Genomic DNA, 23,210 nt, shown 5'->3' on the forward strand with positions numbered 1-23,210 from the left:
ATAGCCTCACCTTATCCGGCCGAGGCTATTATTATGTCAGAAACCGTTTTTTCTGCTCCACACACCAGCAATCCAGCAAGCCAAACCCAATCCTACAATCAGCCAATATTGGATACCGGCGCTTTTCACAGCAAAGGTGAGATGTTGATAACGGCCCACATCCTCGGCCAAAAACCCGCTCCGGTTTAGCTCAGTCTGCCCTACTACCCTACCTGTGGCATCCACCACAGCCGAAATGCCGTTGATTGAAGCCTGCACGCCCCAGCGCTGTGACTCAATCGCACGCAAACGAAGAATCTGCAGCTGCTGATAGGAGTTATCCGAATTTAAGAATGAGGTGTTGTTGGTAGGCACATAGAGTAGCTCTCCCCCATCTTTCACACCTCGAGCCATATGACGTGCATAAGCGACCTCATAACAAAGCCCAACTGCTAAACGGACCTTGTTTTCGTCTAACGGAACGTCTAGTATCGGCGCACCTTCACCCGGAATGACGTCAATAATATACTCCTGTAACTGCGGCGCCAAAACTAACGAAATGGATTTCAGCGGAATATACTCCCCGTAAGGAACCGGAATCTGCTTATCGTAGATGACAGACGCCCCGCCCTCTGGTGTGTCAATAGATCTACCCCCGCGCGAAATGAATATCTCATTCGCTCGAACCAACACGTCCCCTTGACGATAATAACGGTTAGTACCGCCGACTACCGGAATATTTGTGCCCTCAGTTGCTCTTCGTAGTAGCTCCGCGGTCACCCCGTTAACCCGCGGATCGCGATCATAAGCGGTTTCACCCATCAGATAGAAGTCCAGCTTATCGCCGCGATCTAACGAGGCTTTGATTATCGTCATGGCATCCTTTGTAACCTCACCAGGATTAGCAAAAGATCGCTGCCAAGGTGGCGCAACGCCGCCTTGAACTACACCAACGCGAAGGTGCTGAGCGGCTACCGGCGCAGCTGGACCAGGCAGAATAAATGAGGACAATAACAGCAAGGCGGACACAGCTACAGCGTTGAGTCGCCACAGTGATGCGGTGTCCCGCGTGAATAGGCGCGAGACCAGCCAAGACAGCAAGGCGATAACTATGCCAGTACCGACCTCTCCCAACCAATGAATCGCGAATGACCAAGGGCCATCAACACCGCCAACCGCGGTGGTGAGCCAGGCGAAACCAGAGAGTGGGAAGGAAGCGCGGATTTGCTCCCATCCGATCCACAAAAATGCATAGAGGAAAGGCTCCATCCAAGGTTTCAGCCGGTTTCGCCACAGTGCAGTAGCGCTCATCCCAAAGCCAACCAGCACAGCCTCAATACTAGTCAGTAAAAGCCAGACTGACACTAGTCCGACCGAATGTCCAACCCACCACCAGAGAGTGCCACACCAAGCGAATACAAATAGCAGAGAAATCACAAAAACAGACTTCGCGCTTCGATTGCGAATAGCAGCGAAGTAGGCGGCTAGGCCAAGAACAGTAAAACTCCAATGCCCATAGGGACGGTACCCTAAACTCATTACCAAGCCGGCACCAAGCGTCCAATAGAATGCTGGCCAGCCTCTCAGGAGAATCGTATCTGGGGACATTGATACTATTTCTTTACCAAGAGTCTGTCTAGGGCGCAAGATCCGGCCGGTGCTAGACTTTACAGATTTGACCATGCGACCACTCCACGTTTAAGCAGCCCGATTGCCTCGTGTGCGGTGATAGCTAGCTCTGTGGTGGAGGCGGACTCAAGATGCTCTAGCAAATCAATCGTCATCTTCACCCAACGCACGAAATCCCCAGAGGGCAAATCAGCTAGCTCCATAGCAGTGCTCAGAGACACTCCGGCGGCCCATTCATGCATTGCCACCATCAAACCTGGCTCCATCGTCGGGGTGAGCACCTTCGCATAGCGCGCTTCCGCGCTATGTACGCGCTTTTCCACCTCGCGCGACTGTTGCCAAGCCAGCGAAACACGACTGTGCGTACCGCCCGGCAGGGCAACAGCCGGAGCGTGATCCCCACGCGGTTCAAAGACAACAGCAGAAACAAGCGCTGCAAGCTCAATCGGGGTGAGCTCATCCCAAACTCGATGGCGTAGAATCTCGGCTATCGTCAAGTCGCGTTCCGAATAAATCCGCGAGAGCATCACACCCCATTGGTTAGGAGCATCATTTTGATCCAAGTAGCCAAGCTCCGCAAGAACTTTACGAATCCGGTCAAAATCGCGGGCCAACGAGGAAGTATGCGAAGCTACCTCACGCTGAAGCTCACGCACACGCCGCTCATTTTTCACCCAAGCTGAGGCGGCGTGAAGATGTTCATCCTTGTCCTCACACCGTGCAACTGGATGGTTCCCCAACTCAGTACGCAACTTCGCAATCTGATTAGCGCGCGAGTCAAGAGCACGCTGCTCAGCTGGTAGCTTCGCATGGTTTCTAGCTGCGGCGCGCAATGCGCCTTGGACCTTAGCACGGTCGTTGGCAGACTTCGCTTTGAACTCGGGCGAAAGCCTGCGCCGAGCAACCTTTGCAACCCCTTCAGGTGCGGTTGCGACCGAAAGCGTCCGCGCCCGTGACGCCATAGTGACGACTTCGATGCTGGGTTCAGCATCGGCTACACTGGCCTCCCGCGTGACGATTGCATAATTGGTGCGCCGCTGCGCCTCATAGGCGATAATATCGCCGCGCTTAACGTCCTGGAAGGACTCTCTGACCCTTGCCAAAGATGTGGCTGGAGTCGTAAGAAGCGGCGCGTTCTTAGCTTCATCAAGTGCCGCTTTCAAACTGACGTACTCTTGTACGTCACCGTACTGGCACTCTAAATCTGCCGCTAAACGCGCGGATTTACGACGGGCTTTTGCTAGGCTACGCGATAGGGAAACCACAGAACGATCGGACTGATACTGCGCAAAGGACTGCTCTAATATCTCACGTGCCGCATCGACAGAGTGCTGCTGGAGAAGATTTGCCACCATATTGTAAGTCGGATGGAAAGCTGATACCAGCGGGTAAGAGCGCTTTGAAGCAAGGGCGGCAACTTGCCGAGGGAAAGCACCCTCACGGGCCAGTACGACTGCATGACCCTCGACATCAATACCGCGTCGCCCAGCCCTTCCCGTTAGCTGAGTGTATTCGCCTGGCGAAAGAGTGACATGCTCCACGCCATTCCATTTTCTTAGGCTCTCCAGCACGACGGTGCGGGCCGGCATATTAACTCCTAGGGCGAGCGTCTCCGTGGCGAATACAAGCTTAACAAGGCCCGCTTTGAATAGCCCCTCAATCAGTTCTTTCACCATTGGTAGCAAACCAGCATGGTGCGCCGCAACGCCTCTCACCAGGGCTTCACGAATCGTGTGCAAACCAAGCGCGGCGTAATCCATTGGAGGCACACGCTCAAGCACTGCATCCACTTTTTCCGCTATTTCGTCTTGCTCAGCTTCAGTAGTGAGGAACACGCCGGTAGACAGCATAGAACGAAGTGCGTCATCACAGGCAGCACGAGAGAAAATGAAATAGATCGCGGGAAGCAAGTTTCTTCGCTGTAGTTCTTGCACTACCAGCGGTCGTGGAGCTGGGCGCAAACCCCGCTCCCCCCGAGTATGGTACGGCTTGCGTTTACCGGGCCGAGCGCGACTGGACGAGGGAGATACCGCTTGGTCAACAAAGGCGTTCAGCTCCGGATTAACCTTAGTCTGCTCAGTGATTTCGTCGGCCAAAAGAGAAGGCGGATACAAATCGAACAAGCGCGTCCCTACCATCATGTGCTGCCACAAACGCACCGGCCGTTTTTCAGAGACTACCACTTCGCAACCACCGCGAACCTGCCCCAGCCAGTCCCCAAACTCTTCCGCATTCGAAACTGTAGCAGAGAGCGAAACCACCGAGACATGTTCAGGTAAATGCAAAATCACTTCCTCCCAAACTGGCCCCCGGAAACGATCAGCCAAATAATGGACCTCATCCAAGACCACAAACCCAAGATCGTATAGTTCTGCATTACGGTAGAGCATATTGCGCAGAACCTCGGTGGTCATCACCACAATTGAAGCGTCCGGATTCACCGAAACATCACCGGTGAGCAGGCCGACTTCCTCGGCCCCATAGTCACACTGGAAATCCAAGAATTTCTGGTTCGAAAGTGCCTTAATGGGAGTAGTATAGAAGACCTTTTGGCCCCGTTCACGCGCCAGGTAGACAGCGAACTCTCCGACTACAGTTTTACCTGCACCGGTGGGAGCGGCAACCAACACAGATTGCCCATTCTCAATGTGTTTCGCGCCTTCGAGCTGAAAAGTATCCAGTGGAAAACTCTTAGTTTGCGCAAAGCGCCCCACGGCTGAACGGGCCTCAGCCTGCGCGGCCCGAAACCTCGCATAAGCGCCGGCTGCGGACTCTTCTTGAAGCAAATCTCTCTCCGAAGCTGCGTTGCGGCGACGGCGGCGTCTAGGCATCTATCTGTTCTCCTGAACGGCCCCGAACCTGCAACTCGGCGGTGATATCACCATCTACTGAACGGAAGAAACCGATCTTTTGCCAGCGGGTAAGTGCTTGGTTAGCGGAGCGTACCCGGCGGGTCAGCTTCGCTTTCTGCAGTTGGCGACGCCGAATTGCGACTAGAGCGCGGTCTTTGGTGCTGAAGGCTACGCCAGGAGAAAAGCTATAGGGCTCTACCGCTGACGGCACCTCGGCTTCTGAGTGTGTACCCAGTCGATCTAGTGCTTCACCCACCCTCGTCAATCCGCGCAGACCCTCTCTCAGGGCCCAGACTGCGACAGCGGTGGGTACCACGATGATCGCAACCGCGAGGAAAATCCAAATCGCTGTCCACATGCTTATATCGCCTCCAGCCGCTACTCGCTAGCCTGCTCGGGAATGAGTTCAAGAACTTTTGCTTTAACTTTATCAGGTTGAATGTCCAAAACCGACTCGGAGTGCACCAGCAGCCAACGTGTTAGCCAAGCATAATCAGCTACCGGTACCCTGACTTGAATCTTCCCCTCACTAACTAGTTTTGTCTCAGGCCAGCCCAAGGATTCCAATGCAAATGGGGCAGGAGAAACGAGGGTGACTATTGCCTCCTCATCAGCAGAAATGGAGAAGCCTTCCCGTTGAGCCCGTTTCACGTGTGAACGCGGCTGGCCTAAAAGCATAACGTCACTGATGCGATCTAAACGCAAACGTCGCACACCCTGCCTAGTGTGACACCACGCCAGTAGTATTGGAGCAGGTCCAGACCAGTCAACTTTGACCGGGGAAAGTTCCCTCACCGAATGCTTGTGCCCAGCATCAGTATAATGGACCTCCACTCTGCGGTTAGAGCTGATGGCCTCAGCTATGATGCCGCGCACAGTCAGAACTTGCGCTAATTGCTGCTGCTCAGCCTCATTGAGTTTCACTGCTCTGACGGTTCTTTCAGACGGGGCAATCTGGGCAAGTTTAACGGTCAGTGAAGCAGCAATTTCCTGCGGAATCACAGCGAACGGGTACAAAGTAATCAACAAAGAGAGAACCAAATCTGCGTCGTCGGGCGCTAAGCTCAGCGGAACTGCGGCATTTTGCGATGAAGTCAGCAATAGCTCGCCCGCCTCATACGCAGAACCATCAAAGTCAATCATGTGATTTGGCAGCGCTTCGCGTTCACCAAAGCGGCGATAGCCAACAGTCCAAAGTGTGTCCACCCATTTGCGGATCTCAGCAGTGGAAACGCAAAAGGATTGCGCTGCAGTTTCGATGGATACGCCAGGGTTTTTCTCCACATAAGAAAGGAAAGCTAGTCGTTGCGTCAGTGCCGTTAAAGAGTCAGTTCTCACGGTCATGCTCCCCCACTAGAATGGCACGAAGATGAGTAATCTTGCTGTTAACTTCGTTCCTGAGCTCTACCGGTTCCATGATTTGAAGATGATTGGCGTATTCCGCTAGACGCGCTAACCAGTAATCTAGTGGCGCTGCAGGCAAGGAGATTTCAACTAGCTCTCCTCCGCCATCAAGCTCCTTTACTGAACTAGCCAGCTGCAGAATTTCCGGAGCGAAACTTACCGGCAGACGCAAACGCGGAGAAATAGTGGCTTCTTCCAAGGGTTCGGTTTCCCGCTGTTGATCTGTAAGCTGATAGCTGCTGCTCTCACCGATTGATACCGGCGTGGTAATTCGGGAGAGCCGAAAAGTTCGCTTAGCTTCCCGTAGATGGTCGTATCCGACTAGGTAGACTGCGCCTTGTCGAGGCCAGATTCCCCAGATATCAACTCGCCTGGTGGTGGATTCATTACGGGATAGATAACCGAAAGTGGCGGTGGCTCGGCGCTGAAAAGCCAGTTGCAAATCCGGCAGATGCGAAATCCCAGACCCCAGGCCGCTCACAGTCAACTGAGCGACTACTTGCCCGTCTTGGTCTTGCGCACCGACAAGAGACTGGCTGAGCAAGCGAGCAACTGCAATCTTTACCCGTTTCCAATCAGAATCGGCCGGTAATAATTGCGGCAAAGAGGCTAAGTAGGCAGCCTCAGAAGCAGTCAAAGCAACTTCCCCGGCAGCTGTATCTGGTTCGCTGGCACGGTAGTAGATTTCCCCTGCAATATTGGTGGCAATAATCCGCCAGTTGGCCGCCTCCAGCGTCTGCCGGTCACGTTGCAGGAGTTTGCGCGTAGTTTCGTCAAAGTCTGAACCGTAGCCGCTGACCCTCTCAATCAGCTGGTGCGCACTCAGGCCAGGGGCTTGAGCTTGCCTGAGCGTCACTAGTAGATTAAGGAGTCTCTCAACTGAAGTTATTTTTGTGCTCACACCGCTATTTTACGGGACTGGAACAGTAATATCTTCCGCCGTCAAAGTCTTGGTAGTGATCCCTAGCTCGCCCAGGGCTTCCACCATCTTAGTCAACCGCGCAGGGTCGAGGGCGTGTTCAGCTTCAGTTTGCGGAAACAACCTGATCGTCGCCTGCAGCGTGGCTGCAGCAGCCTCGCGATGCTCTGCGACCGCGAGGTCTGGGACGTACTGCGCGGTTGCATCCAAAGCGACTTCAGGATCGGTAACCACCTTCGAAATACCCTGCTGGATACCCGAGATTACTGAGGCAAGTTCCTGTGAATGTGCCTTAGCAAAGTCCTTCGTGGTGATGATTGAAGCACCCATCAAAGGCATGGGGTCTGTCCCTAAAGCAATCTCACGAGCGGCGAAACCTGCCTGCTTGAACTGGACGGCGTCGTTGTTACTGAAACCTACCACTGCGTCGACTGAACCTGTCTGTAAAGCCACCCTCTGAGTGTAGCCGATGGCCTGGATCGTCACGTCTGATTCGCTCAAACCGGCAGCGTTTAATGCGTATTGTAGACCAAACCAGTTCTCCCCATATTTACCGGGAAGCCCAATAGTTTTTCCTTTCAGGTCTGCGACGGATTTAATGGGAGAAGCTTCAGGCACCAAAATAACCACCGGGTAAGTATTGTAGTAGGGTGCGACCACCACCAAGTCGTGCCCTTCGACGTGAGCCTGTGCAGCTTCATCTGCACCCGCAATCACGACATCCTCGTTACCTTGAATCAATGCGGTGAATAGGCCTTCATTCTGACCATGATGACGAAGTTTAACCGGCTGCTCTCCAAAGAGTTTTTGCTGCTGCGCAACATAGAAAGGCGAGAACTGAATATTGGGGATGTATGTGAGACCGATCGTGACTGGTTTTCCTTGCGCTTCCGGGGTGGCCGAGGAAGTCTCACGACTGCTAGAGCAAGCGGAAAAGCCTAGGCCCACGCTCAATGCCAATACGGCACCAATGACGGATTTGAATGCAGCTCTCATAGCTGTTCCTTTCAAGAGATTGACAGCGTCAAGCGATTTGCTTTCCGCTCAAGTTGGCTGATGACGTGATAGACCAAGGTCGCCATCAAACAAAGTACGACAATGGTGGAAAACAGTCCGGTCATGTCAACTGCCGCTGACTGAATGGCAAGCCGATTTCCTAAGCCAGTACCTCCCATGACGAACTCCCCGACCACCGCGCCAGTCACGGAAAGTGTGAAGCCGGCACGCAAACCTGCCAGCATAGTGGGAAGAGCCAAAGGGAATTCGATATAACGTAGGAGTGCCCATGACCCGGCGGTATCTAGTCGAGCCGCGTCGAGGATTTCCTTATCTACCTGGCTGAGCCCCAACGCTGTATTGACCAAAATGGGGAAAAAAATAATGATGGCGCAAAGTACCATGATTGCCTGCAAACCGTATCCAACCCAGATCACCAAGATTGGAGCGATAGCGATAGCTGGGATTGCCTGACTAGCAGCAAAAAAGGGCTGCATGAGCGAAGCCAAAAAAGTAGAGCGATAGATCAGATAGGCCAAAGGGACGGCGACAGAAATAGCAATCAGACAACCGCCCAAAGCTTCAGTGAAAGTAACCCAGGTGGCGGACCAAACCGGCACAGTTAAAACATCCGTACCTAAGCGCGCCAAGGTTTGCCATGGAGTGGGGAAAAGAGAATTATCGCCGACCTGAACGGACACCAGCCACCAGACGACAATCAGTAGCAGGTTGCCAATCACTAAGGCTTCCCAGGGGTGAATTCGGCGTTTGAAAAGCAAAATCCCGGTCCTTCATCAGACACCGGGGAATAGTGCAAACCCAGAGCACAGTATAAACTGCGCTCCGCGAAAGCTAACTACGTGCTCCTACCATCCGGACTTTAACCGTCGGTACTGGAATTCCACCAGTTCAACCGCTAACGCGGGTCGCGGACTATAACCGCCGGTTCAGACTTTCACTGACCCCGGTGCACGCTTTGCACAATGTGAAGATATCACGAGTCGCTGAGGAGAGCAAAGCTATCGCTGAGAGCGTGTTCAACTACAGTGCGAGAATGGCTACTAACAGTGGCAGAAAGGATCTGCAATCTTACGCAGGGCTGCAATCTCCTCAGCTGCGTCCTCGGCTCCAAAAACAGCAGAACCCGCCACGAAGACGTTAGCTCCAGCCTCTGCGGCTTGAGCGATAGTGTGCCGAGACACTCCGCCATCAACCTGGATCTGGATATCAAGATTTTGTTCATTTAGCAGGGCACGGAGGCGCCTAATCTTGGGCAGCATACTTTCGATAAATGCCTGCCCACCAAAGCCCGGCTCTACCGTCATAATCAGCGCCATATCCATGTAGGGTAAAAGCTCCTCAATGGCCGATAACGGGGTTCCAGGTCGAACCCCAACGCCCACCCGAGCTCCGGCTTTATGCAGGTTATGGGCAAGCACAACGGGAGCGCGGGCTGCCTCCACATGGAAGGTCACTGAATCGCATCCTGCTTCAGCGTAAGCGGGAGCCCAACGGTCCGGATCTGCGATCATCAGATGCGCATCAATCGGCATGATATTGCGCCGAATCAGAGACTCCACTACTGGTAGACCCCAAGTTAGGTTCGGAACGAAATGGTTATCCATCACATCGACATGGGCCGCGTCAGCACTGGAAATCCTAGTTAGTTCTCCCGCCAAATCTGCAGTGTCGGAATTCAAGATGGAAGGATGTATCAGACTCATAGACTACTTCTTTCGCAAAACGGCAAGAAACATAGCATCACTACCGTGACGGTGGGGCCAGAGCTGAATACACCCGTCGGTGGTTAAGGCATCGGGAAGATCAACGACTTGAGGTGCCAGGTTGACCAGTTCCAAGGGTAATTCAGCTACTGCCTGTGAAACTATATCGCGGGTTTCTGATAGGTGCGGGCTACAGGTGATGTAGCCAATCAAACCACCCGTACGTACACAATCGACCGCACCACGGAGTAGATTCCACTGCAATGCGTTGAGCTCAGCCAAATCGCGTGGATCCTTGCGCCAACGAGCTTCAGGTCGACGGCGCAAAGCCCCCAGACCGGAGCAGGGTGCATCCAAAAGCACCCGATCATAGTATCCACGCTCGCCGTCATGCTCTGCCATAGTCCTACCATCGCCGACACGAATGCGATAGTCTTCCCTAGAAAAGGCCTTGAGATTCTGGGCTACTAAGCGAGCGCGGTGTTTATGAAGCTCATTCGCCGTGAGACGTGCACCTACCGACCTGGCATATCCGGTCAACAGTGCGGCTTTGCCGCCTGGACCGGCGCATAAATCTAACCATTCACGGTCTGAACCCGTTAAAGGAATAGAGGTGAACACTTCGGTAACATATTGTGAACCGGAGTCTTGTACCCCGGCTCTACCGTCTTTAACTGCCGCTACTCGGCCCGGATCGCCCGCGTCCATAATGACGCTGGTGGAGGCAACCTGGGCTGCGCTCCCTTGATCGCCTAATTCCCTTAGCAGTTGTGCTCTGGTGGTTAACGTGGGGCGGGCTGCCAAACAAACCTTCGCGGGAATATTATTAGCAGAAAGTGCTTCTACTACCTCCGTTGCATCAAAGCTACTGTCACCCAAGGCATCTCGAATAGCTTCTACCACCCATTCCGGGTGCGAAGTAATTTCGGCTGTAGCTTTCCGGCTATCTGACTGACCTTTGATCAGCGCTTCCCATTCACGTGGGGCAGTACGCTGAATTGTGCGAAGCACCGCATTAACGAGTTTAGAGGGACCATCGGAGGTTACCTGCCTAGCCACATCGACAGTTTCAGCAAGGGCAGCATGCTCAGGAACACGCATATTTAGGAGTTGATGACAGCCCAAGCGCAACACATCCAAAAGCAATGGATCAAGCTCCTTGAGGGGACGAGAAGCAGAGCGCTCAATCAAAGCATCATAGTAACCCCGCATCCGCAAAGTACCGTAGGTTAGTTCTGTAGCGAAGGCCGCATCACGGCCTTCTACGCCATAGTCGCGAAGAGTGTCTGCAAGAACCAAATTGGCATATGCATCTTCTTCGCGAACCTGGGCGAGGACGTCAAGAGCGGCTAGACGTGCCGAATCAGCTTTCCTTTTCGCTCGGTATCCACTGCTGTACTTCTTGTCTGACACAGCTACGCCACCTCTCCATGGAAACGACCAAGACGCTCCCCTGGTGCAAGGCGTGCGCCACGAGCCCAATCGGCTGCCTTCATCCATCCTTTTCCGGCAGGGGCTACGGTAGTAAGCTCAACAAGTGCATCAGCACAATGCACGTACACACTATGTTTCGTGGCGGTAATAGTGCCCGGCTCTGCGGGTTCAAGTCCTAACTCATCATAGGAACGCACCAAGACCGCGCCCAGTTTAAGTCGTGAGTCTCCGCGCCATGTGAAAGCACCGGGATGAGAGGTGACAGCGTGGATTGCCCGAGCGGCCATCGAGGCTGACGCTGCGAAACTTATCTCGGCATCTTCACGCGATATCTTCTGCGCATAGGTGACCTCAGTATCAGGTTGGGCTTGTGCAAAGATGCTGCCCTCTTGAATGCCATTGAGGACTTCAACCATGAGACTTGCACCCTTTTGAGACAAATCTGTCAGTACTTCACTAGTGGTATCCAGATCACTCAAGGGGCGCTCTAAGCTAGCAAAGATTGGCCCGGTGTCCAAGCCCTCCTCGAGTTGGAATACGGCAGCCCCAGTAACTGTGTCGCCCGCTTGAATCGCACGCTGTACTGGTGCTGCGCCACGCCAACGTGGAAGCAAAGAATAGTGCAGATTAAGCCATCCATGGGTGGGAAGTTGGAGAGCTGAAGCAGGAATCAAAGCTCCGTAGGCAACGATCACCGCTACCGCTGGGGCATATGATGCCAACTCGGCTTCGACTTCTGGGGTGATCCGGTTCGCTTTAATGACAGGGATGCCGAGATTCACGGCTGCTTCCGCAACAGGTGAAGGATAGAGGGTTCGACCTCTGCCCTTCGGCGCATCTGGTCGCGTTAGCACGGCTGCAACCTCATGGGAGGATTCAGCGAGGGCTTTCAGAACTGGTATGGCAACCTCAGGGGTGCCGGCAAAAATACAACGCATCGTACTAAATCATATCCTATGGCAATACTTAATGAACCCTGACTAAAAGCTTATCGTCATCGCTGGCAGAGGTCACAGCCCGTGCACGCCTTAAAGCCCCTGCAGCGGAGAAACCTTCTGCACGCCGAGCGGAATAATGCACGACCAACGGATTCGACTCACCCAATACTCTTTGTGCTTCATCGGCCTGCTCACCAATAGCAGGGAAAGGACCATACACACTGGAAAAACTGGAGAACTCATCTTCCTTAACTAATTCCGCGAACCGTTGCACCGCACGGGGCGAGCCGAGCACCGTAGCCGCCCATACGGCGGGCGCGAGATTCGCATCTTCATACTGCCGGTACGCCCATCCCGTGAAGAGTTGTGGATTCCATCTAATGAGCGGCTGACCATACTCGGGTGGAATCTCACCGGCAACCATCACAGTGCCGTCGACACGGACTTTTGCCGCTACTTCAAACCAAGTTGCCACCGCTTGTTCAGCGGCATCTGCGGATGGGTGATTCAAAGCTACATTGGGGTCCAAAATCACTGCTGCAGCGAACCCGCCTTCCGCCCGCGGTGCAGCGTGAGCAGTCGCAATCACGATCCGCGGCTTGTTGTTTACTTTTTCAATCACCCTAGTATTTGCCGAGGAAACTGTGATGGGAACTGAGGGGAAAGACCTACCGAACTCCTCCGCTGTCCTCTCCGCACCAATTCGGACGGAACGGATCTGCTTCGCAGAACAGGAAGGACAAGAGAAATCCTGCTGTGGCTGGCCACAATTAGCACAACGATTGCCGTTGTAAGTCCCCTGTACCGGCCCTCCACAGTTGTCGCACTTCACCGGGCGGAAACACTGAGCGCACGACAGCGCGGGAATATATCCAGCGCGTTCAACATGCACCAATACCGGGCCAGAGATAAGGCCTTCCTTAATCACCTGATAGGCCGAAGAAGGTAGTCTTGAGTATGCAGATGCGCCATCACGGAGGCGGAGATAGTCGTCGGGTATCTCTACTCTCGGCACGCTCCGACGGACCAATTCACGTGGAGCAGTCAAGGGGAAGGCCCATGCCTGGTTCTCCCAGCGTTGAGCCCAAGCGGGTAAAATCAGGCCGGCGACAAGCAGGGCCGCTTGATTTTCAATGGCGCGAAGAGCCGCAACCTCGTGAGCAGGAGTATAGGGGCTACGCTGCGCCACCAGACGCTTATCTGAAGCGTCGAATAAAACGATCAACCCAAGCTTTCGCAAAGGAGAATAAACGACATTCCGGGTACCAACTACAACCCGTGTACGCCCCAAAAGGGCATGGAGATGAGAACGGTAGCGTGCCGCTGGGCTGAGTTCTTGGTGGAGGCGACTAACTGGTTCATCGGGAAGCCTAAGCTCAAGAAAACTCGCAATTTCTTCTACCACAGCGGCGGTAGGAGCAACAATGATTGCACTTCTACCTGAAGCCAAGCAGGCCTGCACTGCGTCAGCTACTGGCAGATAGTAGTCAGGAACCTGATATTCATTTGTATATACAGTACTCGGAAGATAGGGCCATAATGCGCGAGGCCCTTCCCCCGCTCCGAGATGCTGCAAGAAGGCAGCGCCCCTTTGGTAGTTAGATAGAGTGGATCCAGCGGGAACTTGCCAGCTGGGAAAATCGACGGGACCTTCGGATAACACAGTTTTTTCGGTACGAGCATGCCGTCCTGGAATGGCCGAACGCAGTATATGCGCTACCGTACCAACCCGTGCCTGCGCCAAGCGCTGCGACAGAGAGAGAATCTCCGGCGTCAATACGGGTGTCTGAGAGACAACTGCCGAGATTGGACGCAACGCACCACCATGACTGGTGCGGTTACTACGACCTACAATCCAACCAAGCTTTGAGCTGGCTCCCAAAGGGACTTTAACCTTAGCGCCTATCTGAGCTGACTGTGTCAAAGAAGCCGGAACCAGATAATCCATCATCTGGTCAAGATGCGCTACTTTTACATCCAAAATCACCTGTGCGACAGGGAGCGGAACCTCAGAGTCGACTACACGAGACGTAGCTGTGAAGGTCGCCTCAGAATCAGGCAGAGATGATAGAAGATCGCTCATACCCTAATACTAGTCACCTAGGCGGGACATATTGACGGAACAGCTACAGAGCAGCTACCGCTGCCTGCACCTGGTCCAAACGGCTGAGCTGCTCCCAAGGGAATTCGGGGCGACCAAAATGGCCATAGGAGGCGGTTTCCTTGTAAATGGGGCGAAGTAGGTCAAGATCTTGAACAATCGCAGCGGGGCGGAGATCGAAAACCTGGTTAATGATAGCATTAATCTTAGTTTCAGGGATAGTCGCGGTACCGAAAGTCTCCACCCACAAAGAAATTGGGCGAGCTGATCCGATTGCATAGCTTACCTGTAACTCGCAGCGTGAAGCCAAACCTGCGGCCACCACATGCTTTGCAATCCAACGCAAAGCATAAGCTGCAGAACGGTCTACCTTAGACGGATCTTTACCAGACAAAGCACCGCCACCATGACGGGCCATACCACCATATGTGTCAACAATCAGCTTACGGCCAGTCAACCCAGCATCGCCAGCAGGTCCCCCAACCACGAACTTTCCTGATGGGTTAATCTGATATGTAATCTGAGAAGTGTCTAAATCCAAGCCAGAATCGGCCAGTACGGGATCAATCACGTGGGTACGAATCGCTGACTGGATTTCTTCCAAGCTCAGAGATTCCAAGTGCTGGGTAGAAACTAGGACTGTATGGACTGCTACAGGACGGTCACCGTCATAAGCCAAAGTCACCTGGGTCTTTCCATCAGGACCCAACCCCTTAACAATTCCCTGTTTACGTACTTCAGCTAGACGCAGAGCCAATCTATGAGCAAGCCAAATCGGTGCGGGCATGAGGTCAGGCGTCTCATCACAAGCATAGCCGAACATAATGCCCTGATCGCCCGCTCCCTGAGAGTCTAAAGTATCTACCACCGCGTCCTGACGTACCTCTAAAGAGTTACTAACTGCGGCGCTAATGTCGGGAGACTGCTGCCCAATGGTAGTCATAACTCCGCAGGTGTGACCGTCGAAGAAAACCTCAGAAGAGTCGTATCCAATCTTGAGGATCTCTTCACGCGCGATTGCATCTATATCAACATATGCTGAGGTAGTGATTTCCCCGGCAACGTGAATGAGACCGCGCGTCGCAAGAGTTTCTACTGCAACATGCGCCTGTGGGTCTTCCGCAAAAATCGCATCGAGGATGGAATCAGAAATACGGTCGCAAACTTTATCCGGATGACCTTCGGTCACGGATTCAGATGTGAACAGTTGCAGTTTGGTTAAATCGACCATTATTTTAAGACTCCTCGCGCGACTCGCGCGCCAAAACAATTTGATTAATCAGTGCTTGTGCTACTTCAATTTTGGTTCCCGCAAACTGAGCAACTATCTCACCTGCCGAATCCATCATGATGAGGCTATTGGGAACATCCCCAAAACCGGTAGACTCGCCGACTAGGTTCAAAGCCAGCAGGTCAACTCGTTTGGCAAAAATCTTTGCCTGAGCTGCCTCTTTAGCATCCTCACCGGTAAGGGTCTCAGCGGCAAAACCAACCAAGAAACGAGAGCCTCTCTCCAGATGACCGAAGTGCGCGAGGACATCAGGATTTTCCACCAGTTCAATCCGGTTCAGCTTCCCGCTAGCTTTCTTTAGTTTCTCTCCGTGATACTCAGCAGGACGATAATCCGCCACGGCTGCAGCCATTACTAGAACGTCTAAATCGTCCCAGACCTGGGCAATCGCGGCTTGCATTTTCAATGCAGTTGGGGCGGACACTACCGTGACGCCCGCGGGGGCACTGACCTCATGGTGCGCGGCAATCACAGTGACCCGGGCGCCCGCAGCTAGCGCTTGCGTGGCGATAGCCATCCCCTGCCGTCCTGATGAGCGGTTACCAATGTAGCGGACAGGATCGATTGGTTCTTTCGTACCACCTAGGGTGACCACAACATGCTGGCCAGATAGCGGCAAAGACGAATCTACCGTTGTGCTCCCTGTCTTAGTGCGGCTAAGCACTGCGAGGAACTCTTGCACAATCTCTGTCGGCTCAGGAAGGCGTCCTCGGCCGGCGTCCCCACTAGTTAATGCGCCAACCGCAGGCTCCATAATGTGCACCTCGCGGGAGCGTAAGAGTGAAATATTGTGTTGCGTTGACGGCGCATCCCACATCTGATGGTGCATTGCTGGCGTAACCATGACCGGGCAGGTACAGGTCAACAGAGTCGTAGTGAGCATATCGTCTGCAATGCCGGCGGCGTACTTCGCAACGAAATTAGCGGTTGCCGGCACTATCAGTGCACCAATCGCCTCAGAGCCAAGCTTCACATGCAATACTTCATCTGCTCCGACAAAGGGATCAGTTACGACAGGGTATCCCGTCACTGCCTCCCAAGTGGCTGCACCCACCATACGCAAAGCATTTTCAGTTGGCACAACGCGAACCTGATAGCCCGCACCAATCAGTTGCCGGACTACATGTACTGCCTTATACGCGGCAATCCCGCCAGTAACCCCAACTAAAATATGCCCTTCAGACACGCGATTCTACTCCACGTCGGCGTCAGAGGTGAAGAAGTTCAGCTTTCCGTCAGCAATTTCGTGCATTGCAATAGACAGCGGCTTATCCTCAGGCTCTGACTCCACCAAGGGCGGAATGCCCTGAATCATGCCAGCTGAACGCTGACGTAGGTAGGTGTTGATTTGGCGGGCACGACGCGAGGAGTAAACCACCAGCGCGTACTTAGAATCGACCTGCTCAAGCAAATCATCAATCGGGGGCGAAGTAATGCCCTCAGGGTGTGCCACAATACCAGTAATCATCTGTATCCTCTGTAGTTTCTTTGCGCAAAACGCATTTCAATCGTTTAAGGCTTGAGCAATCATCATACACCCAAACCAAATTCATACCTATTCTAGTCTAAACCCATGAATTCGGCCAAAGCCCGCACACAGTTATCTACTGTGTCGTTCACGATAACTTGATCGAACTCATCTTGCGCGGCCATCTCAGTCAGTGCGGTTTCCAGACGGCGTGCTTGTTCCTGCTCCGACTCTGTGCCGCGACCAGTCAATCGTTCCACCAGGACTTCAAAGCTCGGAGGCGCTAGGAATACGTGCCGCGCCTGTGGCATGGAAGCTCTAATCTGCCGCGCTCCGGCTAAGTCAACTTCAATCAGCACCGGTCGGCCTGCAGCGATTGCGGCTTCGACAGGCTCACGGGGCGTGCCGTAATAGTTAAGACCATGGACTTCAGCCCATTCCAGCATCATCCCTGCGTCAACCATCTCTTTGAACCGTTCACGGGTGACAAAGAAGTAGTGGACACCGTCCACCTCACCGGGGCGAGGAAGCCTAGTGGTAGCAGAAACCGAATATGAAATCTCTGGGTGTTCCTGTCTTAGCGCGGCCATCACTGTACCCTTGCCAACCGCTGTGGGGCCAACCAATACGGTAACCTGCGGCTGTCCAGTCTGATGCTTTTTCATATCATTACCCATATTTTCAACGCTTAGATGAGGCAATATAAACCCCATCTTCACCATCGGTCACCTTCAACTTGATATCGATGAACTCAGTCCGAGAAGTAGGGAGATTCTTGCCCACAAAATCAGCTCGGATGGGGAGCTCCCGATGACCGCGGTCAACTAAAACAGCCAACTGCACGGATTGGGGCCGCCCCAATTCGCCCAAAGCGTCAAGCGCTGCTCGCACGGTCCGTCCCGTATAAAGCACATCGTCAATCAGAACTACAGTCTTACCGTCGATGCCGCCTTCGGGGGCGGTAGTCGCACCGGGATTCCGGTCAGCCGGACGATCATCGCGAAAGCCGGTAGTGTCCAAAACCCCTACCGGAACCAGATCAGCATGCTGGGCAATCTGTTGCGAGATACGTGAGGCAAGTTCTACTCCACGCGTACGAATTCCCATCAAGACAACTTGGGAAACACCTTTGTTGCGTTCAATGATTTGGAAGGAAATGCGGGTTAGCGACCGCCGAATATCATCCTCGCCCAAAACTAAACGTCCCGCCTGAGACATGAAAACCTCCACCTAGCTAAGAGGGCTGAACTGTTTAGCTCAGCCCTCTTCCACCCTAGTCGTCCAGATACTCATCCACATAAGCGGCATCAATCGAGCCACTCAGCGTCTCCGTATCATCCGCCTCGCTAGCTGCAAGGTCAAGATACTCTCCATCGCTCTCACGCTTTTCTCGATGCGTATTCTTAACTCGGTCCAAAACCGCATTAATGAACGCCGGAGAATCAGGAGCCGATAGCGAATCCGAAATACCGACAGCCTCGGTAATCGAGATTACATCATCAACATCGTCATTGAAGAGAATCTCCCATATTGCCATTCTCAAAATAGAACGGTCAACGCTTGGCATACGACGCCAGTTACGGGAGGAATACGACTCAATCATGTCGTCGATCTCATCAAGATGCGCAGCCACGCCCTCAACAATCTCAATCGCGTACGCGGGCAAAGGAGTTTGCGCCGCTGATACCTCGCGTCGCTGATCAAGCGTATTCCGAATATCTGATGGACGAACCCCCGCATGACGTTCGTCAGTCTCAAAAAGCACATCGATAGCCCGGATACGAGCTTTCGTGCGAGAACCCTTCCGAACGCTCATCAGTCGTTTACGCGGGAAACATAGGAGCCCGTGCGAGTATCGACCTTAACCTTGTTTCCCTGTTCGATAAACAGCGGAACCTGAATCTCGTAGCCAGTTTCCAAGGTCGCGGGCTTGGTGCCTGCGTTCGAACGATCGCCCTGGAGGCCCGGCTCGGTGTAGGTAATCTCCAGCACCACGGAAGCGGGAAGCTCAATAAACAGGACTGCGCCTTCGTACATGGAGACGATAGCGGACTGGTTTTCCAGCATGAAAGCAGCTGCATCGCCAATGACCTCAGCGGAGACCGTAATCTGATCGTAATTGCTGTCGTCCATGAAGACGTAATCTTCGCCGTCTTTGTACAGGTAGGTCATGTCGCGACGGTCAACGGTCGCGGTCTCTACCTTAAGACCGGCGTTGAAAGTCTTATCAACGATCTTGCCTGACATGACGTTCTTAAGCTTGGTACGCACGAAAGCGGGGCCCTTACCCGGCTTAACGTGCTGGAACTCGACTACAGACCAAAGCTGATTTTCCAGCTTGAGCACCATGCCATTTTTCAAATCGTTAGTTGAAGCCACAATTTTTCCTCTCGTAATAACCTGTGGGGTTTGCCCACTATGACGCGCTTATCTTAGCGCGAATCGCAGAAAAAATCGCTTCTGTTTGTCCCGATACCTCACAATGTGAGGAATCTATAATGATTGCGCCAGTCTGCTGCCAAGCCTCGGTACGGGCCCGATTAAGTGCTAGCCAGGTCGCCCGGATCGGCCCTAAACCAACTGGGACACCGGGCTGATTCAAACCGAGTCTGCGCCAGGCTTCTCCGACGCTGGTCGTCACATAGATGATTAAGCTGCCGTTATCTTGGTAGTTCGCCAATAAACTGGCAATCTGAGGAATCTCAGCGATTGCTGCTGGTACTAGCTGAATCTCTTCGGTGTCACCTAGCTTTTCAGCGACCTGCACCCAGGCAGCGATGACATCAGGGCTGGTATGCGCACCTTGATACAGCGAATCTGCCCCCTCCCCCTGCACCGAAAATTCGATGCGCCAGTCGGCGACGGGCATTGCAGAATTAGCCTGCAAAGTAGAATAGCTCGCCTCATCCCAGGCGCCGTCCAGCACTGCCAGAATCACATTAGGCAAGTTTGACCCCCACCTGAACGGCAGCTTGCTTCAAAGCTGCCAAATCAGTAACCGAATGCGTGTGGATTGCACCTTCTTTTGCGGGCATGACAAAGCGGAGCACTCCCCCTCGGACTTTTTTGTCATGCAGCATGGCCTCATACAGGTCCGGCCACGTACCCTGATAGCTAGTTGGCAGCCCCAAGGCCTTGAGCCGCAGACGCAATTGTGAGACTACATCCCGCTCTACTTGCCCGAGGGTGCAGGCTAACTCCATGGCGTAAACCATTCCTACAGCGACAGCGAATCCGTGCTGCCATTTGTAATCTTCGAGCTTCTCAATGGCATGCGCAAAGGTGTGCCCGAAATTTAATATCTCTCGCAAGCCTGATTCCCTGAAATCCGCTCCGACGACCTCCGCTTTAACCGTAATGGCGCGGGTAACCAGTTCACGCAGGGCCAGCTCAGCACGGCTCTCCTTACCCGCTTGACCCAAAATAGAACCGACATTTTCGAGGGCGAGGGAGTCTAGTTTCTCAAGAATACGGCCATCGCGAATATAGCCGCATTTCAAAACTTCAGCCATGCCAGCAGCAATCTGCTCCGGAGCGAGTGTAACCAACTGGCGCAGATCACAAAAGACAGCAGCGGGCGAATAGAATGAGCCAACTAGGTTCTTGCCCGCTGGAGTGTTCAGCCCGGTTTTACCGCCCACCGCGGCATCTACCATGCCCAGCAGGGTTGAAGGGCACATGACAACCGGGACGCCACGGAGCCATGTTGCTGCCAAAAAACCGGCCAAATCGGTGGTCGCTCCCCCACCGAAGGCAACAATCACGCTATCACGACCGTAATTCAGTTCCCCCAGTCGGTTCCAGCCGGCTTCAGCTGAGGCTACGGTTTTCCCAGATTCTGCATCGGCATGCTCCCAAAGGTTCACGGAACCACTGCTACGCTCTGAGATGCGCGTGGCTAGCTCTTGAGCGCGGGGACGCAGGATCGGCGGATGCACCACTAAGACGTCTTTTCCCAGTTGATTGACGCGATGCGCGATCACTTCTTCGAGCCCACTGCCGACAATGACAGAATAGACCCGCTCCGCTCTTACTTGGACCAGATTACGTCTCGCCTGCAACTGGTCGAGGATGTCTTGCGTTACTTCGACCGCTGTTGCGCCGTCAGTAAAAACACGCAGACAGGCTGCGGTTTCGTAATCAGCATGGCGCTGATTGTGAAGTTCTTGAAGCTTAGTAACCATGTCACGGCTGCCCTGTAAAAGCGGTCTGCCATGCGAAATCCCTAGCCGCCTAGCAGCATTTTCTGGCGTCACCTGAAGGTATACCACACGGTTTCCCAACAATATTTCGCGGTTAATCTGCTGAGTCAGCACACCTCCACCGAGTGAGATTACCGCAGGAGTACCCGCCAAAGACTGACGAAGCGCTTGCGTTTCAAACTCACGAAAACTAGCTTCGCCCGAGTCTGAAAAAACTTCAGCTATTGAGCGACCTGCAATCTGCTCTACCACCTGATCTGTATCAATCACGGGCATGCCTAGAGCTTCACCAAGGAGCTGCGCGACCGTAGATTTACCGGCACCCGGCAGCCCGACCAACAAAAGGTGCTGACTATTTGTCATTAGATCCAATCTCCTTTGCGGCAGAAAGCAGGCTCAGGTTCTGACGAACTTGAGAAAGGGTGTCGCCTCCGGTGCGTTGCAGTAAAAAGTCCGCTAGGACCAGCGCCAAAACCGACTCTGAAATCACAGCTGCTGGAACCACTGCAGACACGTCAGAACGCTGATGATTCGCTTTGGCAGCCTCTCCGGTAGCCCAATCTACCGTGCGCAAAGCGCGGGGTACCGTAGAAATAGGTTTCACCGCGCACCGAACCAAAACCGGCTGCCCGTTCGAAATTCCACCCTCAATTCCGCCAGCATGATTGGAAAGACGTAGGATCTTCCCGTCCTCGTCCTTCACAATCTCATCATGTGCCTGCGAGCCAGGCAATCCCGCGACTGCCCAGCCATCCCCAATTTCTACGGCCTTAAACGCCTGTACTGACATCATCGCACCAGCAATCGCAGCATCCAGTCGGCGGTCATGCTGAGTGTGAGAGCCAAGGCCAATCGGTACGCCATACGCTACTACTTCGACTACTCCCCCACAGGTATCACCGGATTTATGCAGTGCCGAAAGTTCCGCCCGCATCCGTGTAGCAGTTTCTTCATCAAGACAACGCACGTCTGAAGCGTCCAAGGCAGCCGTCTGCTCGGGTGTTGCCAGCGGGGCTAAAGAACGCACTGAGCCCAGCTGCCTAACCTGCGAAACAATTCGAATCTGCGCTGCCTGTTCCAAAATTGCTTTAGCCACAGTTCCGAGTGCAACACGGGCCGCGGTTTCACGTGCGGAAGCTCTTTCGAGAATGTTACGCGCATCAGCTTGTTCGTACTTAACTGCGCCAGGCAGATCGGCGTGCCCTGGACGAGGCCGAGTGAGGGGGCGGTTACGGGCGATTTCACGTTCATCTCCGGTGCCGGCATCACGTTGGAGCGCTGCTGGCGGCACCGGATCAGCGCTCATGACAGTTTGCCATTTGGGCCATTCAGAGTTGTGGATAAGAACTGCTACCGGGGCGCCAGTAGTTTTTCCGTGGCGAATACCCCCAGTAATCTCAACCCGATCGGTCTCAAATTTTTGCCGCGCGCCTCGGCCAGCACCAAGTCTCCGGCGGGCTAAAGCTCTTTCAAAATCGGCGGTTTCTAGGCTTAAACCAGCGGGAACACCATCGACTATGCCAACTAGGGCGGGACCGTGTGATTCACCTGCAGTTATCCATCTCAACATGTTGCTATTGTCTCACAAACCCAGTCGGTGTCCTTTATAAAGGAAAAAACGTGGCCAGCGGTAGCGCGATCACCATCCACGGCCCATAGGCTATCCGCTGGTGACGATCCTTGGTCATCACATACACGCCTAAGGCATACAGACCCGGTAAGAGCGCCAGAATCATAATATACGGAAGTAGCAATCCGTTATGGAAAGCAGTTCCTATAAGCGGTGGAATCAGTTTCACATCACCTGCAGAAATCCCCAGCTCAAGATAAGAAAACAGCCAAAATAATGCACCTGCAAAGAATCCTACCGCAATCGCAAAACCAATCTGAGCTACTGGCAAAACCAAGGATGATAAGCAAAAACTGAAAGCTACTGCCAGCCAACATAAACCAACCAGCTGATTAGGAAGATAATGGGTTTGCGCATCTATTGCCGCAGCAAATGCGGCGGGCCCAAGCAATGGAAATAGAGCGAGGGCCGCGCTGAGGTTAACCGCCGTAGCGACAATCCAAGCCACGATAATCAGCATTATCACCAAACCGAAATATAGAGAGCTGGTGGCGCGGTACTGCTCCTGTGCACGCTTCACGTAACGGGGCCTAAGTCTCAAACCAAGGAATACCGAAAACAAAAAGAAAACCAAGCCGAAACCGACTAGTAACGCCTCAACTATGGGGCCCCAGTAGGTATTCAAAATAAAACAGATCCTTGA

The 23,210-nt window shown here is 53.5% G+C and carries 22 protein-coding genes and 1 riboswitch; all 22 genes read right to left on the reverse strand.

All coding sequences use genetic code 11. The annotated features are described in order from the left end of the window. Positions 1-36 precede the first annotated feature (36 nt). The 22 genes from lnt to BM477_RS03750 all read right to left on the reverse strand — a co-directional run bounded on the left by lnt (position 37) and on the right by BM477_RS03750 (position 23,192). Positions 37-1,587 carry an apolipoprotein N-acyltransferase gene (lnt, locus tag BM477_RS03645; RefSeq protein ID WP_075361317.1) on the reverse strand — a complete coding sequence of 517 codons (1,551 nt, stop codon included), beginning with the start codon at positions 1,585-1,587 and terminating at the stop codon, positions 37-39. Between the two features lie 59 nt (positions 1,588-1,646). Further along, entirely contained in the window at positions 1,647-4,439 is a 2,793-nt protein-coding gene (locus BM477_RS03650; protein WP_075361318.1) for a DEAD/DEAH box helicase, read from the reverse strand. Further along, positions 4,432-4,818, reverse strand: coding sequence for a hypothetical protein (locus BM477_RS03655; protein WP_075361319.1), 387 nt, complete (start codon positions 4,816-4,818; stop codon positions 4,432-4,434). Before BM477_RS03655 ends, BM477_RS03650 begins: the two co-directional genes overlap by 8 nt. Before the next feature lie 20 nt (positions 4,819-4,838). After that, positions 4,839-5,804, reverse strand: a complete 966-nt coding sequence (locus tag BM477_RS03660) for a helix-turn-helix transcriptional regulator (RefSeq protein WP_075361320.1) — start codon at positions 5,802-5,804, stop codon at positions 4,839-4,841. Further along, positions 5,788-6,765: a helix-turn-helix transcriptional regulator gene (locus BM477_RS03665; RefSeq protein ID WP_084543689.1), complete on the reverse strand. Its 978-nt coding sequence runs from the start codon at positions 6,763-6,765 to the stop codon at positions 5,788-5,790. The genes BM477_RS03660 and BM477_RS03665 overlap by 17 nt, the downstream gene beginning before the upstream one ends. A 9-nt stretch (positions 6,766-6,774) precedes the next feature. After that, a complete protein-coding gene (locus tag BM477_RS03670) occupies positions 6,775-7,779 on the reverse strand; it encodes an ABC transporter substrate-binding protein (protein ID WP_075361322.1) in 1,005 nt (334 codons plus the stop codon). Between the two features lie 11 nt (positions 7,780-7,790). Further along, positions 7,791-8,558 (reverse strand): ABC transporter permease, encoded by a 768-nt coding sequence (locus tag BM477_RS03675; RefSeq protein WP_245792860.1) that lies wholly within the window; start codon positions 8,556-8,558, stop codon positions 7,791-7,793. Positions 8,559-8,636: 78 nt separating this feature from the next. Then, positions 8,637-8,755: riboswitch (FMN riboswitch) on the reverse strand. 85 nt (positions 8,756-8,840) lie between these two features. Continuing rightward, positions 8,841-9,503 carry a ribulose-phosphate 3-epimerase gene (gene rpe, locus BM477_RS03680; protein ID WP_075361323.1) on the reverse strand — a complete coding sequence of 221 codons (663 nt, stop codon included), beginning with the start codon at positions 9,501-9,503 and terminating at the stop codon, positions 8,841-8,843. Positions 9,504-9,506: 3 nt separating this feature from the next. Beyond that, positions 9,507-10,916, reverse strand: a complete 1,410-nt coding sequence (locus tag BM477_RS03685) for an RsmB/NOP family class I SAM-dependent RNA methyltransferase (protein WP_075361324.1) — start codon at positions 10,914-10,916, stop codon at positions 9,507-9,509. A 2-nt stretch (positions 10,917-10,918) separates the two neighbouring features. Further along, positions 10,919-11,875 (reverse strand): methionyl-tRNA formyltransferase, encoded by a 957-nt coding sequence (gene fmt / locus BM477_RS03690; RefSeq protein ID WP_075361325.1) that lies wholly within the window; start codon positions 11,873-11,875, stop codon positions 10,919-10,921. A 28-nt stretch (positions 11,876-11,903) separates the two neighbouring features. Then, positions 11,904-13,958, reverse strand: a complete 2,055-nt coding sequence (locus BM477_RS03695; protein ID WP_075361326.1) for a primosomal protein N' family DNA-binding protein — start codon at positions 13,956-13,958, stop codon at positions 11,904-11,906. A 43-nt stretch (positions 13,959-14,001) separates the two neighbouring features. Further along, on the reverse strand, positions 14,002-15,207 hold the full coding sequence (gene metK / locus BM477_RS03700) for a methionine adenosyltransferase (protein WP_075361327.1): 1,206 nt from the start codon (positions 15,205-15,207) through the stop codon (positions 14,002-14,004). A gap of 4 nt (positions 15,208-15,211) precedes the next feature. Continuing rightward, a complete protein-coding gene (gene coaBC, locus BM477_RS03705) occupies positions 15,212-16,453 on the reverse strand; it encodes a bifunctional phosphopantothenoylcysteine decarboxylase/phosphopantothenate--cysteine ligase CoaBC (RefSeq protein WP_075361328.1) in 1,242 nt (413 codons plus the stop codon). A gap of 6 nt (positions 16,454-16,459) precedes the next feature. Then, positions 16,460-16,732: a DNA-directed RNA polymerase subunit omega gene (rpoZ, locus tag BM477_RS03710; RefSeq protein ID WP_075361424.1), complete on the reverse strand. Its 273-nt coding sequence runs from the start codon at positions 16,730-16,732 to the stop codon at positions 16,460-16,462. A 95-nt stretch (positions 16,733-16,827) separates the two neighbouring features. Next, a complete protein-coding gene (gene gmk / locus BM477_RS03715; RefSeq protein WP_075361425.1) occupies positions 16,828-17,400 on the reverse strand; it encodes a guanylate kinase in 573 nt (190 codons plus the stop codon). 16 nt (positions 17,401-17,416) lie between these two features. Then, entirely contained in the window at positions 17,417-17,953 is a 537-nt protein-coding gene (pyrR, locus tag BM477_RS03720) for a bifunctional pyr operon transcriptional regulator/uracil phosphoribosyltransferase PyrR (RefSeq protein ID WP_075361329.1), read from the reverse strand. Between the two features lie 55 nt (positions 17,954-18,008). After that, positions 18,009-18,551 (reverse strand): transcription antitermination factor NusB, encoded by a 543-nt coding sequence (nusB, locus tag BM477_RS03725; protein ID WP_075361330.1) that lies wholly within the window; start codon positions 18,549-18,551, stop codon positions 18,009-18,011. Beyond that, the gene (efp, locus tag BM477_RS03730; protein ID WP_075361331.1) at positions 18,551-19,114 is read right to left on the reverse strand and encodes an elongation factor P; all 564 of its coding nucleotides are present in this window, start codon (positions 19,112-19,114) and stop codon (positions 18,551-18,553) included. Before efp ends, nusB begins: the two co-directional genes overlap by 1 nt. 37 nt (positions 19,115-19,151) lie before the next feature. Next, a complete protein-coding gene (locus BM477_RS03735; RefSeq protein ID WP_143230193.1) occupies positions 19,152-19,682 on the reverse strand; it encodes a hypothetical protein in 531 nt (176 codons plus the stop codon). Continuing rightward, on the reverse strand, positions 19,675-21,300 hold the full coding sequence (aroB, locus tag BM477_RS03740; protein WP_075361333.1) for a 3-dehydroquinate synthase: 1,626 nt from the start codon (positions 21,298-21,300) through the stop codon (positions 19,675-19,677). The genes BM477_RS03735 and aroB overlap by 8 nt, the downstream gene beginning before the upstream one ends. Then, the gene (aroC, locus tag BM477_RS03745; RefSeq protein ID WP_075361334.1) at positions 21,290-22,507 is read right to left on the reverse strand and encodes a chorismate synthase; all 1,218 of its coding nucleotides are present in this window, start codon (positions 22,505-22,507) and stop codon (positions 21,290-21,292) included. The genes aroB and aroC overlap by 11 nt, the downstream gene beginning before the upstream one ends. Before the next feature lie 34 nt (positions 22,508-22,541). Beyond that, positions 22,542-23,192 (reverse strand): A24 family peptidase, encoded by a 651-nt coding sequence (locus BM477_RS03750; RefSeq protein WP_075361335.1) that lies wholly within the window; start codon positions 23,190-23,192, stop codon positions 22,542-22,544. Between the last annotated feature and the right edge of the window lie 18 nt (positions 23,193-23,210).

This window comes from Boudabousia marimammalium (genome assembly GCF_001936115.1).
GTDB lineage: Bacteria > Actinomycetota > Actinomycetes > Actinomycetales > Actinomycetaceae > Boudabousia > Boudabousia marimammalium.

Bases quoted from the DNA above. Each gene is read 5' to 3' on its own strand.
- lnt (WP_075361317.1), bottom strand. From the start codon at position 1,587: ATGTCCCCAGATACGATTCTCCTGAGAGGCTGGCCAGCATTCTATTGG.
- BM477_RS03650 (WP_075361318.1), bottom strand. From the start codon at position 4,439: ATGCCTAGACGCCGCCGTCGCCGCAACGCAGCTTCGGAGAGAGATTTG.
- BM477_RS03655 (WP_075361319.1), bottom strand. From the start codon at position 4,818: ATGTGGACAGCGATTTGGATTTTCCTCGCGGTTGCGATCATCGTGGTA.
- BM477_RS03660 (WP_075361320.1), bottom strand. From the start codon at position 5,804: ATGACCGTGAGAACTGACTCTTTAACGGCACTGACGCAACGACTAGCT.
- BM477_RS03670 (WP_075361322.1), bottom strand. From the start codon at position 7,779: ATGAGAGCTGCATTCAAATCCGTCATTGGTGCCGTATTGGCATTGAGC.
- rpe (WP_075361323.1), bottom strand. From the start codon at position 9,503: ATGAGTCTGATACATCCTTCCATCTTGAATTCCGACACTGCAGATTTG.
- fmt (WP_075361325.1), bottom strand. From the start codon at position 11,875: ATGCGTTGTATTTTTGCCGGCACCCCTGAGGTTGCCATACCAGTTCTG.
- BM477_RS03695 (WP_075361326.1), bottom strand. From the start codon at position 13,958: ATGAGCGATCTTCTATCATCTCTGCCTGATTCTGAGGCGACCTTCACA.
- metK (WP_075361327.1), bottom strand. From the start codon at position 15,207: ATGGTCGATTTAACCAAACTGCAACTGTTCACATCTGAATCCGTGACC.
- gmk (WP_075361425.1), bottom strand. From the start codon at position 17,400: ATGAAAAAGCATCAGACTGGACAGCCGCAGGTTACCGTATTGGTTGGC.
- pyrR (WP_075361329.1), bottom strand. From the start codon at position 17,953: ATGTCTCAGGCGGGACGTTTAGTTTTGGGCGAGGATGATATTCGGCGG.
- nusB (WP_075361330.1), bottom strand. From the start codon at position 18,551: ATGAGCGTTCGGAAGGGTTCTCGCACGAAAGCTCGTATCCGGGCTATC.
- aroB (WP_075361333.1), bottom strand. From the start codon at position 21,300: ATGACAAATAGTCAGCACCTTTTGTTGGTCGGGCTGCCGGGTGCCGGT.
- aroC (WP_075361334.1), bottom strand. From the start codon at position 22,507: ATGTTGAGATGGATAACTGCAGGTGAATCACACGGTCCCGCCCTAGTT.